Source organism: Microcoleus sp. S13_B4 (assembly GCF_036700885.1).
Classification (GTDB): domain Bacteria; phylum Cyanobacteriota; class Cyanobacteriia; order Cyanobacteriales; family Microcoleaceae; genus Microcoleus.
The window spans coordinates 26,746-41,965 of sequence record NZ_JAUBPU010000054.1 but is presented as its reverse complement, the minus strand read 5'-3'; the positions used below and the strand labels follow the sequence as shown (position 1 = coordinate 41,965).

Sequence of the window (15,220 nt, the reverse complement as noted above, 5' to 3'; positions counted from 1 at the left end):
CAGAATCCGAACTGATTTTAGATACGTCAAAGTCGATCGAGCGTTCTCAACCAGAATCCGAACTGATTTTAGATACGCCAAAGTCGCTAGAACATTCTCAACCAGAATCCGAACTGATTTTAGATACGCCAAAGTCGCTAGAACATTCTCAACCAGAATCCGAACTGATTTTAGATACGCCAAAGTCGCTAGAGCGTTCTCAACCAGAATCCGAACTGATTTTAGATACGCCAAAGTCGCTAGAACACCCTCAACCAGAATCCGAACCACTGGTAAAAAATCGGCCACTTAAAAAAAAGCCACAACCGAGTAGCGATTCTCGACCAGAAGATCCCCCTGTTACCAAAAAGCGACAAATAGAAAGAAAAAAACAGGATAGCGACGACAGCCAAAAACCACCCGCAGGCGACTCAGAATGAACCAATTACCAATGGCCAATTACCCGTTCCCAATTTCTAAAGGTTAGTAATGATTAGTAATATTGTCGCAATTTACCGCAAAGAACTACAAAGCTATTTTGCCTCGCCATTAGCCTATGCCATCGCAGCAGTCTTTTGGCTAATCACCGGCTACTTTTTAATCGCCATCCTCCTCGCCCCCGACGGGCTAATTCCCCAAATTGGTCAGCGAGACCAAATGGGAATTACCGAACCTCCCATCGACGTAGCCTACGAATTCCTGCAACTCTTCCTGCGAATAATGGGTTCCCTTTCGTTGTTCGTATTACCCGCACTCTCAATGGGACTTTACGCAGAAGAACGCAAACGTGGAACCTTAGAACTATTAGCCACATCGCCCTTAACAAACTGGGCCGTTGCTACCGGCAAACTCCTCGGTGTTTTAACATTTTATACCACAATGTTGCTGCCCCTGCTGTTCTGCGAGGCGATCGCCCTCAGTTCCTCAACCCCACCCGTACCCCCCGGAGTTCTTCTGCTAGGACACGGCGGCTTAATCTTACTAGCAGCAGGAGTATTGTCCCTCGGAATGTTTATTTCCTCCCTCACCGACAGCACAATTTTATCCGCCATTCTCACCTTCACTCTAGTATTATTTCTCTGGGTGATCGATGCAGCCGCCGTCGGTATCGGTGGCCCCTTCGGAACAGCATTAGGACATTTATCGCTCCTAACAAATTACACCAATCTTGTCAAGGGAGTTTTCGATACCAGCAGTTTAATTATGTTTGCCAGTTACATCATTTTAGGAGTATTTCTGACCGCCCAATCCATCGATGCCTTGCGATATCAGCGTTCTTAAAAACATTAGGAAATGCAGAGACAGAGAAGGTTATTTTTGCCGAAGTAAAAACCAGTAAAGAGCCAAGGGAAGGTTATTCTTTCCCTCCTGTGAATCATTCTACCAAATACCTCAAACAATGAGATTTATCAATCCAAAAATCGACTTTGCGTTCAAAAAAATATTCGGATCCAGCGACAGCAAAGACATCCTGATTAATTTTTTAAACGCCATCCTTTATGAAGCACAGCCGATCATCGAAGACTTAGAAATAATCGACTCGCAACCCGAAAATCAAACTCTTGCAACCCAAGATACACACCTAGATGTCAAAGCCACAATTAACGGTGGCAGAATCGCCCTCGTTGAAATTCAAGTGATCAACGTGCCTTCCTTCGGGAACAGAGTTTTGTACAATGCTGCCAAAAGCTACAGCCAGCAATTAACAGGAAAAGAACGCTACGAAAGACTAAAAACAGTAATTTCCTTGAAAATTGCCGACTTTGAAATGTTTGAAAATCAGCCCGACTTTATGTCGCGGTTTGTTTTCCAAGAAAAAGAGCAACAGTTTGAGTCTCCCGATACTGAAATAGAATTAGTATTTATCGAACTGCCAAAATTTAGCAAGGAATTAGCCGAATTAGAAACAACCGCCGACAAATGGATTTACTTTCTAAATAACACCAGCAATTTGGAGACAGTACCAGAAACACTGAGTGCAGTTCCCGAACTTCAGAAAGCTTTGACAATTGCCAACGAGGACAACTTCACTCAGCAAGAATTAAATGAATTGGAGAAGCAAGAACTGTGGATTGAAGACCAGCAGATTGCCATAGATGTAGCAAGAGAACAGGTGACAAAAGCCGCTCAACTTTCGTTAATATTGCGTCAGCTAGTGAAGCGCTTAGGCACAATACAACCGGAAACTGAAAACTGCATCCGTCAATTAGGCGTAGAGGAATTAGAAGCACTAGGAGATGCCGTAATCGATTTCAACAATTCGTCAGATTTAACAGCATGGTTGCAGGCTAATGCGATATAGAATAACATCCTCGCACCGGAATTTTCTCACTCAATATTTACCTTATGAAAATTAGCAAAACAAATTGGAAATATGTTTTTTTGCTGGGCCCCCTCCTCATGGCAGCGGGGGTAACAGCAGCACTTGTATCCGGAGTATGGGACCCCCTGACAGTCGGTTTAGTTATTGCCGGAGCAGTGACGATCGCACTTTGGCTGTTATATTTGAGTTACGAACAAAGCTTTTGGGGGCAGCGTTCCACTCAAGCCAGCACCAACGCCCTGATTGCTACCCTCGCCGTCTTTGTGATTCTCGGAGTAATTAACTTCATAGCCGTTCGCTATCCCGTCCGCATCGACTTAACCGAAAGCCAACAATTTACCCTTGCCCCGCAGACTCAACAAATACTGCGAAACCTGCAACAAACAGTCAAAGTTTGGGTATTTGACCCCATCCAAAACCCCCAAATTAAAGAATTGCTGCAAAATTACAAACGCGAGGGAGGCGAAAAGTTTCAATTCGAGTTTGTAGACCCGCAGGCCCAACCGGGAAAAGCGCGGGAATTTAGCATTACCAGCATCGGAGAAGTTTACCTGCAATCCGGCGACAAAAAACAGGTACTGCAAAAAGGTGGCACTGCTTTTGGTAGCGACCCGAATCAAGGTCTTTCAGAGATAAAACTTACCAATGGCTTAGAAGAAATCCTGAGCACTCGCGTTGCTACAGTTTACTTTTTGCAAGGCAAAGGAGCCCGCCCGCTAAAGGAAGGTCAAGGCGGAATACAGCAAGCTGAAAAAGCTCTCAAAGATAAATACTACAACGCCCAAACACTGAATTTGACCGAACGCAAAGAAGTGCCAGAAGATGCAGATGCTTTAATCGTTCCTGGGCAGGACAAACCGTTTTCTGATACAGAAATTAAAGCACTAAAAGCTTATCTCGATCGCGGCGGCAGTTTATTTTTAATGGTAGACCCGGCAATTAATACGGGATTGGATAAAATGCTGCAAGAATGGGGCGTCAAACTCGACACCCGTTTGGCCATCGATGCTTCGGGCACTGGTCAAAGATTTGGACTCGGCCCCACGGTTCCCACAGTCAGGCGCTACGGCGAACATCCGATTACTCAAAGTTTTGGCAACGGTATTTCATTTTATCCGTTTGCGCGTGCTTTGGAAATCTCGCCAGTAGAAGGGATAGAGGAAAAACCGCTGATTTGGACGAGTCAGGAAAGTTGGGCTGAAAGCGATTTGACGACGAGGAAATTGGAGTTTGATCAGAAGACCGATCGACAAGGCCCGCTATTATTAGGTGTAGCTTTAGTTCGATCGTCTACTGACAGCACTCCCTTAAAGCCCTCACCTTCACCAACACCAACTTCGCCCTCGCCTTCACCCCAAGCATCACCGACAACTTCACCATCACCGACAACTTCACCATCACCGACAACTTCACCATCGCCAACAACTTCACCATCACCGACAACTTCACCATCGCCAACAACTTCACCATCGCCAACAACTTCACCATCACCGACAACTTCACCATCACCGACAACTTCACCATCACCGACAACTTCGCCATCGCCGACAACTTCGCCATCGCCGACAACTTCACCAACAGCTTCCCCAATCAGCTATTCGGTGATTGTCTCGCAAGAAGCTACGCCTCCAGCATTACCGACGACTTCGCCAACACCGACAGCATCTCCCACAGCATCTCCGGAAAGTTCGCCAACACCAACACCCACAGCATCTCCCAGTCCCAAGTCAACTCCTTCTGCGGCTTCAACTCCTAGAAAAACATCGCGAATGGTAGTAATTGGTACATCTCAATTTGTGACTAACGGTTGGTTTGACCAACAACTCAATAGCGACGTGTTTCTCAATTCAGTCAGTTGGTTGAGTAAACCAGACCAGCAAAGCTTTTCTATCAGTCCGAAAAAAGCTACCAACCGCCGCATTAACATGACGACCATCCAAGTAGGATTGCTGGTTTTAGCTTGGCTAATCTGGCCTTTACTAGGACTGGGAATTGGTGGCGCTATCTGGTGGAAGAGAAGATAAGTTAGTTGACAGTTGACAGTTGACAGTTGACTGTTGTCAGTTGACTGTTGTCAGTTCTTATTAATAACAGACTCTCCAATGCCCAATGCCCAATGCCCAATGCCCAATTCGCTGTTACTATGAAATTGCAGAAAAATACATTAGTATTGATAGCCGTCGCGTTGAGCATGACTGGGTTGGTTGCTTTGTTCGAGATGGAAGTGGCTCCGAAACAGGAAGCCGCTAAGGAAGAAAAACAGAAAATTTTTGCTTTTAAGTCCGATCGCGTACAATTCTTTACAGTCAAAACTCCGGAAAAAATATTGACTTTTGAACGAGTTTATGCTACAAAAGGAGGCAAGTCTAACTGGGAAATGAAATTGCCAGTGCAAGCACACGCGAGTCAGGCATCGGTGGATTTCTTGCTAGACAGGTTGGCAACAGGAAAGAGCGATCGCACGATTAATATTACTGCTGCTCAACTGCCCGAATTCGGTCTCGACCAACCCCAAGCTACAGTCACAGTAAAACTGGACAACCAGGAAACTCACCGCCTAGTTTTAGGCAAAACAGACTTTAGCGGCCGCTTCTTGTACGCTCAAGCCAATCCGCCGGAAGCGCCCCCTCAAAATTCCGCCCAAACTTTGCCCGTGCTGCTAGTGCCTTTTGACTTTAAAAATGCCGTCCAGCGACCTTTGTCAGAGTGGAAAAAAGCAGAAGAACCCACAACAGAGAAACCGCAAAAACCCTCTCCCACGCCAAGTCCTGAGAATCAATAGATGGCCCGATCGATCTGAGATTTTGCACGATTCTCAATAAGTCTTTTATGAACAGGCTTTCGGGCCTGTTCCACAAAGAGTGAATTTTTTTGTGGAACAGGCCCGAAAGCCTGTTGCTGAGAATGGTGCGCTCTGGGATAGAATTTAAAGAACAAATCCCAAAACCTGTTACATCCAACATTCCTCGCCTAAAATACAAAAAAGTTTAAGTTTAAACTGTATTAAAATAGCGTGCATTACCCCAGGAACGGGCGACTATGTTTCAGACAGCACTCAACCAAGGTACGACAGCAACGGATACAGCGCTTGACGTTGAACTCCGCAAGGTCTTTAAGGTATTTAACGGCGAAACCGCAGTCCGCGGAGTTGACCTCAGCATTCGCCAAGGAGAATTTTTTAGCATCCTCGGGCCTAGCGGCTGCGGCAAGACTACGACCCTGCGCTTAATCGCTGGGTTCGAGACTCCCTCGGCGGGCGAATTGATGATTCGAGGCCAGTCGATGACCAACACTCCAGCTTACCGCCGTCCGGTAAATACTGTGTTTCAAAGCTACGCTTTGTTCGGACACATGAATGTCTGGGACAATATCGCTTTTGGATTGCGGATAAAAAAGCTGGGGAAAGCGGAAATTGAAGAACGGGTACGGGAAGTTTTGCAATTGGTGAAAATGGAATCTTTCGCCAACAGGTTTCCCGGTCAAATGTCGGGCGGCCAGCAGCAGCGGGTGGCTTTGGCGAGAGCTCTGGTAAATCGACCGGCGGTTTTGCTGCTGGACGAGCCCTTGGGTGCTCTGGATTTGAAGTTGCGGAAGCAGATGCAGTTGGAACTGTCGAATTTGCATCAAGAATTGGGTTTGACTTTTGTGATGGTGACTCATGACCAAGAAGAGGCGATGAGTCTGTCTGACCGGATTGCGGTGATGCACGAGGGGAGGATTGAGCAAATTGGCTCTCCTGAAGAAATTTATGAGTGCCCGCAGACGGCTTTTGTGGCGGATTTTATTGGCGATACAAATTTGTTTTCTGGTACGGTGGAGTCGATCGACCGATCGACTATCACAGTTCGCACATCAGCCAATCTGAAAATAGTCGTTCAGCAGTCGGATATGTGGAGTGGTGTCACAGGCGACTCTGTGGTGGTCAGCGTTCGGCCCGAAAAAGTATATTTGAATCTCTACCAGCCGGAAGTTTCCGTCAACTGTTTTGAAGGGCGGCTCAAAAATACTATGTACATGGGCACGCACGTTCATTACGTGGTTGAGTTGTCGTCGGGCGATAAAATTACGGTTCGCCAGCCAAATACCGGCGGCTCTTTCCCAGACCCGCATACGCCGATTTATGCTTACTGGGGGACTACTGATTGTCTCGCTTTGGGCGATCGAGGATAATGGGGAAACGAAGGAAGTTCGGCAACGGATTCGCTCGACGGATGTAACGGATGTCAAGAAGAAGGAAAAAGGAAGAAGGAAGAGGGGGAGAATGGGAGAATTTCCCCATTACCAATTATTCCTTATTACAAATTCTCAAATCTAAAATCGAATTTCCCAATCCCCAATTCCCCAATCTAAAATCTAAAATCTAAAATCTAAAATCTAAAATCTAACTGTGCCTCCGACTAACTTACCAATTTCGAGGATTTTCCCGGCTAATTCTACACGCCGTCAGTTCCTAAAAAATTCGGCGGCGACAATTTCCGGGTTAGCTGTTTCGAGTTGCGGCTGGCGACTTGCAGACGTACAATCTGCTCCTCGCGTCAAAGGTTCTGCCGACCAACTTTTCATCTATACTTGGGCAGGCTATACCGATAAGGCTTTGCTCGATCGCTTTGCCGAAAAAACCGGCATTCGCGTAGTGGCGGACGTGTTTAGCTCCAACGAAGAGATGCTGGCGAGAGTTCAAGCCGGTGGCGCCCGCGCCTACAGCATCATTTACCCATCTGACTACATGGTGGTTCAAATGACGGAACTCGGGCTGTTAAGCCCATTAGACCACTCGATTTTGGGCGGGCTCGATCGGCTCAAAAAACAGTTCCAAAACCCTGTATATGACCCAGGAAACCGCTACAGTGTGCCTTTGAGTTGGGGAACCACAGGCTTGATTTACAACAGCGAACAACTCAAAGAAGCTCCTGAAGATTGGGACTATTTGTGGCAGCATAAAAAAGAGTTAGCCAAGCGAATGACGCTGGCGAGTGATGTTCGAGAAGTCATGGGAGCTGCGTTGCGGATGCTGGGCTATTCTCTGAATTCTACGAACCAAGACCAAGTGAAACAAGCTTACGAAAAGTTGGTGCAACTCAAACCGGCGATCGCATCTTTTACTACTGATGCTTGGCGGCCTCAAATGCTGACGGGGGATTTGAAGGTAGCTATGTGTTATTCTTCTGATGCTAATGAAGTAATTTCAGATAACGATAAATTGAACTATGTCGTCCCCAAAAGCGGTTCTTCTCTGTGGACTGACACTTTAGTAATTCCTCAAGGTGCTCCCAATCCCGAAGCAGCTTATAAATGGATTAACTTTTTGCTGCAAGCCGATGTCGCTGCTTCTTTAGTAGAGCGGCTCAGTTTTTCAACTCCTTCGGAAGATGCTTTTAGTTTGTTGACGCCGGAAGTCCGCGAAAACGAGATTCTTTTCCCTTCGGAAGATATTTTGAAAAAGTGCGAAGGTGTGGCTCCGGTAGGGAAATTTATGGAAGTGTACGATCGCTACTGGACTCAATTAACCAGCGGCTAATCATCACCTGTAGGGCGGGTTTTCCACGCAATCTCTAATTATAGCCTAATATTTACACACACTCGCCCCCGCACAGCCGATAGCCCGCTCTATCCCTATATCCGCGTTAATCTGCGTTCATCAGCGGTTAAAAAATAAAAAAAAATTGCTCTATGGCTGTTTCAACTAAAACTCCCCCTCCTATTCCTCCCAATTCTTCTTTGAAGGCTGAAACTATTTCCCCGTGGTCTGCTTGGGCTGGGCCACTGGCATTGCTCGGCCCTTCTGGCTTGTTGCTGCTTTTATTATTAGTCATACCAACTTTGGTAATTTTTCAGCTTAGTTTGGTGCCGAATATTAAGCCGGGAGATTTGGTGAATCCTTCGGGAATCGGCAATTACCTGCGAGTGTTTGAGCCGCTGAATTTACAGGTGATGGGTCGATCGCTCTTTTTCGCAACGGGGACTACTATTCTGTGTTTGCTGTTGGGATTTCCCGTCGCTTACTGGATCGCCCTCAATGTCTCGAAAAAGTGGCGGAATTTAACTTTGTTAGGCTTTGTGTTGCCGCTGTGGACTTCTTCGCTGTTGCGATCGTATGCTTGGATTACAATTCTGCGTCCTACGGGGGTTCTCAACTCGCTGCTGGCACTGGTAGGCATTCCTCCTCTGGAATTGCTTAATCAAAGTTCCGCAGTTTTAATCGGCATGGCTTACAGTTATTTGCCTTATATCGTGACCATTCTCTACGCATCTTTGGAAAAGTTAGACCGCCGATTACTAGAAGCATCTCAGGATTTGGGTGCCAATCCAGTGGAAACTTTCTGGAAAGTGACAGTACCTCAGACGATGCCGGGAATTGCGGCGGGTTCTTTGCTAGTATTTATTAGCTGTTTGGGCGATTTTGTCGATCCGGAGTTACTCGGTGGAGCTTCGAGCATGACGGCGGCTCGTTTGATTTACAATCAGTTTTTGGGGGCGACTCAAAATTGGGGGCTGGGTTCGGCTCTGAGTATGGTGTTAATCTTTGTAGTGAGTATCGGAATTGCCCTCTTGCTCAAATATGGCGATCGTAATGCAATTTAGGATGTTGAAGGAAGAAGGAAGAAGCAATAAGGAAGAAAACAATCCTAACCTATTACCAATTACCCATTACCAATTACCGATTACCTAGAAATGGAACAGACCGCCGAAAATCCACAGGAGGAAATACAAGCCGATATGTACTTAAAACCTAAATTTAAGGTTTCTTGGCAGGTAATATTTGCCGTTTTGATGTTTTTTTATATGTACCTGCCCATCCTGGTACTCACATTTTACAGCTTTAACAAATCGCGTTTTAGCGCCGGCTGGGAAGGATTTACTTTAGATTGGTACGTTAAATTATTTAGCGATACGCGGATTTTAGTTGCCCTGAGAAACAGTTTAACAGTGGCTGTTTGTGCAGTTGCAATCTCGGCGGTACTCGGCACTTTGATGGCAGTAGGTTTAGCCCGCTACCGCTTTCCAGGCAAGAGTTTATATCAGGGAGTCTCCTACTTGCCGATTATTATTCCAGATATTGCTACCGCAGTTGCTACTCTGGTATTTTTAGCGGCGCTGGCTATTCCTCTGAGTTTGTGGACAATTGTCGCCGCTCACATTGTGTTTTGTCTGGCTTACATCGCTCTAGCTGTTTCTACTAGATTGGCAGATTTAAACCCGTATTTAGAAGAGGCTGCCTTGGATTTAGGTGCAACGCCTGTGGAGGCTTTTATTCAGGTTTTGCTCCCTCAATTAATACCCGGAATTGTTTCCGGTTGTCTGCTGTCTTTTGTCCTCAGCATGGACGATTTTTTGATTGCGAGTTTTACCGCAGGTAGCGGGACTACAACTCTGCCGATGGAAATTTTTAGCCGGATTCGGACTGGGGTAAAACCTGATATTAATGCTCTGAGCGTGCTGTTGATAGTAGGTTCGGGAGGATTGGCATTTTTAGCGGAATATTTGCGCGGCCGGGGCGAGCAAAAACGGGCTCATTAGTCATAGGTCATAGCTCATTGGTTATTACTCACCAAAAAACCCGGTTTCTTTGAGAAACCGGGTTTCTGAGGCGGTAAGGTACGCAGTTGACATCCTACAGAGGTTCTGCGTCTAGGACTGAATTGCTGCTATTTTGCTGCTGGTAATTTCACTTTACTAGCCAAACCTAGTGCTTCCAAAACTTGAATTGTCATCCAAGTGAAGTCAATTTCCCACCATTTCATACCGTGACGCGCAGAGTATTGAAAAGCGTGGTGGTTGTTGTGCCAGCCTTCGCCGTAAGTCAAAACCGCAACCCACCAACAGTTAGTAGAACTATCGTCGGTTTCGTAAGTGCGGTAGCCAAATTTGTGAGTGGCGCTGTTAACAAACCAAGTGCAGTGATATACCGCAACTAAGCGGACAAAAATTACCCAAACTACAAAAGGCCAGCCTGCTGCTAAGTAAAGCAACACGCCAAAGGCGATTTGAATGGGGAGAAAGTAGTTTTGCAAAAACTGGTAAAAGGGGTCGCTCGAAATGTCTTTTGTGCAGCGAGAAATTTCAGCGTGAGCTGGACCTTTATATAGCATCCAGCCGATGTGACTCCACCAAAAACCCTTTTGGGCATTGTGAGGGTCTAGCGCATTTTGGTCAGAGTGGGTGTGGTGCAATCGGTGCAGCCCAACCCAATCAATTATTCCTCCTTGACAGGCAAGGGCTCCGCAAAATGCTAGAAAGTATTCTACGAATTTTGGTGTCTGAAAACTGCGGTGGGTCAGCATACGATGCCATCCGAGAGTTATTCCCAAACCGCCGGTTATCCAGTGCATGAATACTGTTAAACCAACTGCTGTCCAATTGAAGTTACTGGGTAGCAGTGCGAACAAAGCGCCGATATGAAGGCCTGCTAAACTAATAACGTGCTTCCAATTATATTGAAGTTTTTCTTGCGTTGCAATTGTCATTCTCTTTTTGATTTCTGATGAGATGCCTAGCTAGATTCACGCCTAATAGTTGGGATTGAGCAGTGAACTTTTGTGCTGCACTCTTGCCCAAACTAATAAAGAATCACTGATAGATTTGGGATTAGGATTGAAAAAGATTTACGGTTGTATTTTGAAAATAAAAAATTTGGCTGCCAAACAAAATTTTTTGTTCCCAATTATATTATAACTGATTCTGGTTTTGGTTGGGTCGATCGCACTAGATGATTCGAGCTTACTTCAACCCAACCTATACCGAGCGCAAAAACACGATGAGGCATTGGTCACGAGCCATTAGTCCAGAACTGATGACCGACAACCCATGACTAATTGCCCATGCTATTTTTCTGCTAATTTCACTTTGGTTGCCAAACCCAATGCTTGCAGCAGTTGAATTGTCATCCAGGTGAAGTCGATTTCCCACCATTGGAGACCGTGGCGAGCAGAGTATTGAAAGGCGTGGTGGTTATTGTGCCAGCCTTCGCCGTAGGTGAGGAGGGCAACCCACCAGCAGTTAGTCGATCCATCGCCCGACTCGTAGGTGCGGTAGCCAAATTTGTGGGTAGCGCTGTTAACCAGCCAAGTGCAGTGGAACACCACCACGATCCGCATAAATACGCCCCAAACCACGAAAGACCAGCCGCCTAATAAATAAAGCAACACACCGAAGACAATTTGGATGGGGATAAAATATGCTTGGAGAAACTTGTATACTGGGTCGTCGCCGATGTCTTTAGTAAAGCGGGGGATTTCAACTCTGATCGGGAGATCCGAGAGCATCCAGCCCATGTGGCTCCACCAGAAGCCTTTATTGGAATCGTGGGGATCTGTTTCGGTGTCGGAATGTATGTGGTGTAACCGGTGCATTCCTACCCAGTCGATCGGGCCACCTTCACAGGAAAGAGTACCGCAAATAACTAGAAAATACTCTAGCCATTTCGGTGTTTGAAAACTGCGGTGGGTGACAAGGCGGTGATATCCGAGAGTAATTCCTAAACCACCTGTTACCCAATGCAGGAAAACTGCTAGCCCAACCGCAGACCAGCTAAAATTACCCGGCAGCAAAGCAAATAAAGCACCGATGTGCAGAAAGGCCATAAAGCCTACGACAGGCCAATCAGGAGAAGTTTTTTTGGAAGTTGCAATCGTCATGAATATATTATGTTTACAAACTAGGGGCCGCATCTACGCCATAATGAACAGCGCGCACGCAACTGGTGAGCGAGGTATAGATGAATAGCGTTTCACGGCTACAGGAAGCAGAACAGGCACTCTTTCAGATTTTTTCTGGTATTGACGCGACAGTCAAGCAAAATCTTCAACGAGTCTTAAAAGCTTTTCGCAGCCACCGGGTTGGAGTCCACCATTTTGCAGGGGTTACGGGTTACGGCCACGACGATTTAGGTCGGGAGACTTTGGACGGGTTATTTGCCGAAGTGGTAGGGGCCCAGGCCGCGGCTGTCCGGGTACAGTTTGTTTCGGGTACTCACGCTATCGCCTGTGCTCTTTTTGGCATCCTGCGTCCAGGTGACGAAATGTTGGCAGTGGCTGGTTCTCCCTACGATACTTTAGAAGAAGTGATCGGCTTGCGGGGGCAAGGTCAAGGTTCACTGATTGAGTTTGGCATTAGTTACCGTGAGTTGCCTCTAACTCGGGAAGGAAGTTTGGATTGGCAGGCACTGAGCTCTACTATTTCAGCAAAGACTCGCCTGGTTTTTATCCAGCGCTCTTGCGGCTATTCTTGGCGGTCGAGTTTGTCTATTTCTGAGATAGAAAAAATCGTCACCATAGTCAAACATCAGAATCCTAGCACAATTTGCTTTGTTGATAATTGTTACGGGGAGTTTGTTGAAAATTGTGAACCTACTGCTGTGGGTGCGGATCTGATGGCTGGTTCTTTGATCAAAAATCCGGGGGGTACGATCGTCCCTGCTGGGGGCTACGTTGCTGGCAGGGCGGATTTGGTGGAGGCGGCAACTTGTCGGTTGACGGCACCGGGAATCGGCAGCAGCGGCGGCGCAACTTTTGATTTGAATCGGTTGCTGTTTCAGGGTTTGTTTATGGCTCCGGGTTGTGTGGGGGAGGCGATGAAGGGAAATCATTTGACGGCTTATGTTTTTTATAAGTTGGGTTATCGAGTGAATCCTATGCCTTTGGCTAGAAGACGAGATGTGATTCAGGCGATCGAATTCGGTTCTGCTGATAAGTTAATTGCTTTTTGTCGCGCGGTTCAGCAAAATTCCCCCGTCGGTTCCTATTTAGATCCGGTGCCGGCTCCAATGCACGGGTATGAAAGTCAGTTGGTGATGGCTGGGGGTACTTTTATTGATGGGAGTACGTCGGAGTTTTCGGCTGACGGGCCTCTGCGGGAGCCTTACGTGGCTTTTTGTCAGGGGGGTACTAATTGGACTCATGTATCGATCGCTCTTGAAGCTGCGATCGAGGCTGTGGGTCCAGCTAAGTAAGTTGTAGGGGCGGTGCGGTACGGGGGGTTCCCTGGGTTTGCATGGTGATTTGTGGGGATTTTTTGACCGCACATCCAGGCACATTGACGCTGAGGAACGCAGATTAGAAGAGCTCTCCGGGATCGGCTGCTGGGAGTTTGCTCGCCGGCGCGATCGCCCCGGAACCGGTACACAGGATCGGAGTTAAATTTAATATCACTGTATTTGCGAGTTTACTCGGCATTTTTGAGTGCTTGAATATCGCTTTGCATAATTATGCTGACATTGCGCGAAATCTTGTCTATTTCCCAATCCCACCACCGAATTTCTAATAGTTGTGCAACTTCAGCATCGCTAAAACGCTGTTTGATTGGATGGGCGGGGTTTCCACCCACAACGGTGTAAGCGGGAATGTCTTTTACTACAACGGATTTGGCCGCAATGAGGGCACCGTCGCCGATTTGGACTCCGGGCATAATGAGGGATTCATAGCCGATCCAAACATCATTGCCAATGACGGTATCGCCTTTACTTGGCAGTTCCATTAATAAATTCATCGCTGTTTCCCAACCATTCCCAAAAACCGGAAAAGGATAAGTTGAAATTCCATCTAGTTTGTGATTTGCACCGTTCATAATGAATTTGACGTTGGTCGCGATCCCACAAAATTTACCAATAATTAATCGCTCGTTTCCGTAGTTATAAAGTACATTTTTTTAAAAGTTTTCTGGATCTATTGGATCGTCGTAATATGAGTAATCGCCGACGATAATGTTGGGGGATTTAATAAAGTTTTTGATGAAGCAGACGCGCGGCTGCTCGGTCATCGGATAAGGTCGGTTTGGATCGGGCCCAATTTCTGTCATAAGTTTCAATCCTGATTCGTTAAGCTGCTGGATTGATGTAGTGTTAATTCGAGTGAGGTTTGCTTCTGCTTCATTAACATATAGTAGTAGAGTTTGTCAAGGGATGGACGAGAAATTTTGGGTTGATCGCCCTACCAGAAATCAGACAAAATGGTAAAAGCCAACATCCATAAGGGTTACGAAGCGGTTAAAAATGCCAATTAAGATTAAAGAAGCGATCGCAGTGAGATAATTTATGAGAGTACGAACCTATGAAATCGGTGATACCCAACAAATTGTAAAACTGTTTTACGACACCGTACACGAAGTAAACATCCGCGATTACACAAAAGCACAAGTAGATGCTTGGGCTCCAGCCGATATCGATATTGAAAGTTGGGCTAATAGTTTAAGCAGTAAATTTACTTTCGTAGCAGAAGAGGGTGATAAAATTGCAGGTTTTGGGGAATTAGAACCAAGCGGCCATATCGATCGCTTTTACTGTCATCAAAATGTTCAAAGACAAGGAGTTGGTAGGCTAATTTTAAAACAAATTGAGTCAAAAGCCAAAGAGTTAAGAATTAACAAGTTATTTACCGAAGCCAGCATTACAGCTCGACCTTTTTTTGAAAGCCAGGGATTTATTGTGATTAGAAAACAAGAAGTAGAACGCAGAGGACAAAAATTCATCAACTTTGCGATGGAAAAAAATATATAAACAACGATTTGTGTAAAATTAGATCGAAGAGTTTTACTCAGGAGTTGCGATCGTGACGGAAGCTACAAATGTTCTGGGCGGAAAATTAGAGACTTGCTGCACTTCGCCAATGACGGGCTATTATCGGGACGGCAAATGCAATACAGGTGGTGGCGACTTTGGGGCTCACACTGTTTGTGCTCAACTGACAGAAGAGTTTTTGCGATTTACCAAGTCGAATGGAAATGATTTGAGCACTCCGGTTCCCGAATTTAACTTTCCCGGTTTGAAGGCTGGCGATTGCTGGTGCTTGTGTGCTTCTCGCTGGAAGGAAGCAATGGATGCTGGATGTGCACCGCTTGTGGTGTTGGCCGCGACTCACGCCTTGACTTTGGAATACGTTTCTTTGGATGAATTGAAGCAGCACGCTGCTGATTTGTAGGAGGATG

13 protein-coding genes and 2 pseudogenes are annotated in these 15,220 nt (G+C 46.2%); 12 read left to right on the top strand and 3 right to left on the bottom strand.

Going from position 1 to position 15,220, the window contains the following annotated elements; genetic code table 11:
- The 9 genes and pseudogenes from QT994_RS21935 to QT994_RS21895 form a co-directional block, all read left to right on the top strand.
- Positions 1-419: pseudogene (locus tag QT994_RS21935) on the top strand (hypothetical protein); the annotation flags it as partial.
- 49 nt (positions 420-468) lie between these two features.
- Positions 469-1,260, top strand: coding sequence for an ABC transporter permease (locus tag QT994_RS21930; RefSeq protein WP_333050258.1), 792 nt, complete (start codon positions 469-471; stop codon positions 1,258-1,260).
- Positions 1,261-1,378: 118 nt separating this feature from the next.
- Positions 1,379-2,281, top strand: coding sequence for an Rpn family recombination-promoting nuclease/putative transposase (locus tag QT994_RS21925; RefSeq protein ID WP_333178112.1), 903 nt, complete (start codon positions 1,379-1,381; stop codon positions 2,279-2,281).
- A gap of 44 nt (positions 2,282-2,325) precedes the next feature.
- On the top strand, positions 2,326-4,326 hold the full coding sequence (locus QT994_RS21920; protein WP_333178110.1) for a Gldg family protein: 2,001 nt from the start codon (positions 2,326-2,328) through the stop codon (positions 4,324-4,326).
- Positions 4,327-4,418: 92 nt separating this feature from the next.
- Complete coding sequence (locus QT994_RS21915; protein ID WP_333178108.1) at positions 4,419-5,084, top strand: DUF4340 domain-containing protein; 666 nt, start codon at positions 4,419-4,421, stop codon at positions 5,082-5,084.
- A gap of 257 nt (positions 5,085-5,341) precedes the next feature.
- Positions 5,342-6,472: an ABC transporter ATP-binding protein gene (locus QT994_RS21910; protein ID WP_333050252.1), complete on the top strand. Its 1,131-nt coding sequence runs from the start codon at positions 5,342-5,344 to the stop codon at positions 6,470-6,472.
- 217 nt (positions 6,473-6,689) lie between these two features.
- The gene (locus QT994_RS21905) at positions 6,690-7,820 is read left to right on the top strand and encodes a spermidine/putrescine ABC transporter substrate-binding protein (RefSeq protein ID WP_333178105.1); all 1,131 of its coding nucleotides are present in this window, start codon (positions 6,690-6,692) and stop codon (positions 7,818-7,820) included.
- Between the two features lie 152 nt (positions 7,821-7,972).
- Positions 7,973-8,884: an ABC transporter permease gene (locus tag QT994_RS21900; RefSeq protein ID WP_333050250.1), complete on the top strand. Its 912-nt coding sequence runs from the start codon at positions 7,973-7,975 to the stop codon at positions 8,882-8,884.
- A gap of 90 nt (positions 8,885-8,974) precedes the next feature.
- Complete coding sequence (locus QT994_RS21895) at positions 8,975-9,820, top strand: ABC transporter permease (protein WP_333178102.1); 846 nt, start codon at positions 8,975-8,977, stop codon at positions 9,818-9,820.
- A 128-nt stretch (positions 9,821-9,948) separates the two neighbouring features.
- On the opposite strand, the gene QT994_RS21890 is transcribed toward QT994_RS21895, so the two are convergent.
- Both QT994_RS21890 and QT994_RS21885 read right to left on the bottom strand, forming a co-directional pair.
- Positions 9,949-10,767, bottom strand: coding sequence for a fatty acid desaturase (locus QT994_RS21890; RefSeq protein ID WP_333050247.1), 819 nt, complete (start codon positions 10,765-10,767; stop codon positions 9,949-9,951).
- Between the two features lie 357 nt (positions 10,768-11,124).
- Positions 11,125-11,937 carry an acyl-CoA desaturase gene (locus QT994_RS21885; protein WP_333178101.1) on the bottom strand — a complete coding sequence of 271 codons (813 nt, stop codon included), beginning with the start codon at positions 11,935-11,937 and terminating at the stop codon, positions 11,125-11,127.
- An 80-nt stretch (positions 11,938-12,017) separates the two neighbouring features.
- On the opposite strand from QT994_RS21885, the gene QT994_RS21880 reads away from it, so the two are divergent.
- The gene (locus QT994_RS21880) at positions 12,018-13,250 is read left to right on the top strand and encodes a methionine gamma-lyase family protein (RefSeq protein ID WP_333178099.1); all 1,233 of its coding nucleotides are present in this window, start codon (positions 12,018-12,020) and stop codon (positions 13,248-13,250) included.
- A gap of 212 nt (positions 13,251-13,462) precedes the next feature.
- Here QT994_RS21880 and QT994_RS21875 read toward each other — a convergent pair.
- Positions 13,463-14,095: pseudogene (locus tag QT994_RS21875) on the bottom strand (CatB-related O-acetyltransferase).
- 235 nt (positions 14,096-14,330) lie between these two features.
- Here QT994_RS21875 and QT994_RS21870 point away from each other — a divergent pair.
- Complete coding sequence (locus tag QT994_RS21870; RefSeq protein WP_333178096.1) at positions 14,331-14,792, top strand: GNAT family N-acetyltransferase; 462 nt, start codon at positions 14,331-14,333, stop codon at positions 14,790-14,792.
- 49 nt (positions 14,793-14,841) lie between these two features.
- Positions 14,842-15,213 (top strand): DUF2237 domain-containing protein, encoded by a 372-nt coding sequence (locus tag QT994_RS21865; RefSeq protein ID WP_333050260.1) that lies wholly within the window; start codon positions 14,842-14,844, stop codon positions 15,211-15,213.
- Positions 15,214-15,220: the final 7 nt, after the last annotated feature.

Coding starts and splice junctions, on each gene's coding strand:
- QT994_RS21925 (WP_333178112.1), top strand. CDS start 1,379: ATGAGATTTATCAATCCAAAAATCGACTTTGCGTTCAAAAAAATATTC.
- QT994_RS21910 (WP_333050252.1), top strand. CDS start 5,342: ATGTTTCAGACAGCACTCAACCAAGGTACGACAGCAACGGATACAGCG.
- QT994_RS21895 (WP_333178102.1), top strand. CDS start 8,975: ATGGAACAGACCGCCGAAAATCCACAGGAGGAAATACAAGCCGATATG.
- QT994_RS21880 (WP_333178099.1), top strand. CDS start 12,018: ATGAATAGCGTTTCACGGCTACAGGAAGCAGAACAGGCACTCTTTCAG.
- QT994_RS21920 (WP_333178110.1), top strand. CDS start 2,326: ATGAAAATTAGCAAAACAAATTGGAAATATGTTTTTTTGCTGGGCCCC.
- QT994_RS21885 (WP_333178101.1), bottom strand. CDS start 11,937: ATGACGATTGCAACTTCCAAAAAAACTTCTCCTGATTGGCCTGTCGTA.
- QT994_RS21930 (WP_333050258.1), top strand. CDS start 469: ATGATTAGTAATATTGTCGCAATTTACCGCAAAGAACTACAAAGCTAT.
- QT994_RS21900 (WP_333050250.1), top strand. CDS start 7,973: ATGGCTGTTTCAACTAAAACTCCCCCTCCTATTCCTCCCAATTCTTCT.
- QT994_RS21870 (WP_333178096.1), top strand. CDS start 14,331: ATGAGAGTACGAACCTATGAAATCGGTGATACCCAACAAATTGTAAAA.
- QT994_RS21915 (WP_333178108.1), top strand. CDS start 4,419: ATGCCCAATGCCCAATTCGCTGTTACTATGAAATTGCAGAAAAATACA.
- QT994_RS21890 (WP_333050247.1), bottom strand. CDS start 10,767: ATGACAATTGCAACGCAAGAAAAACTTCAATATAATTGGAAGCACGTT.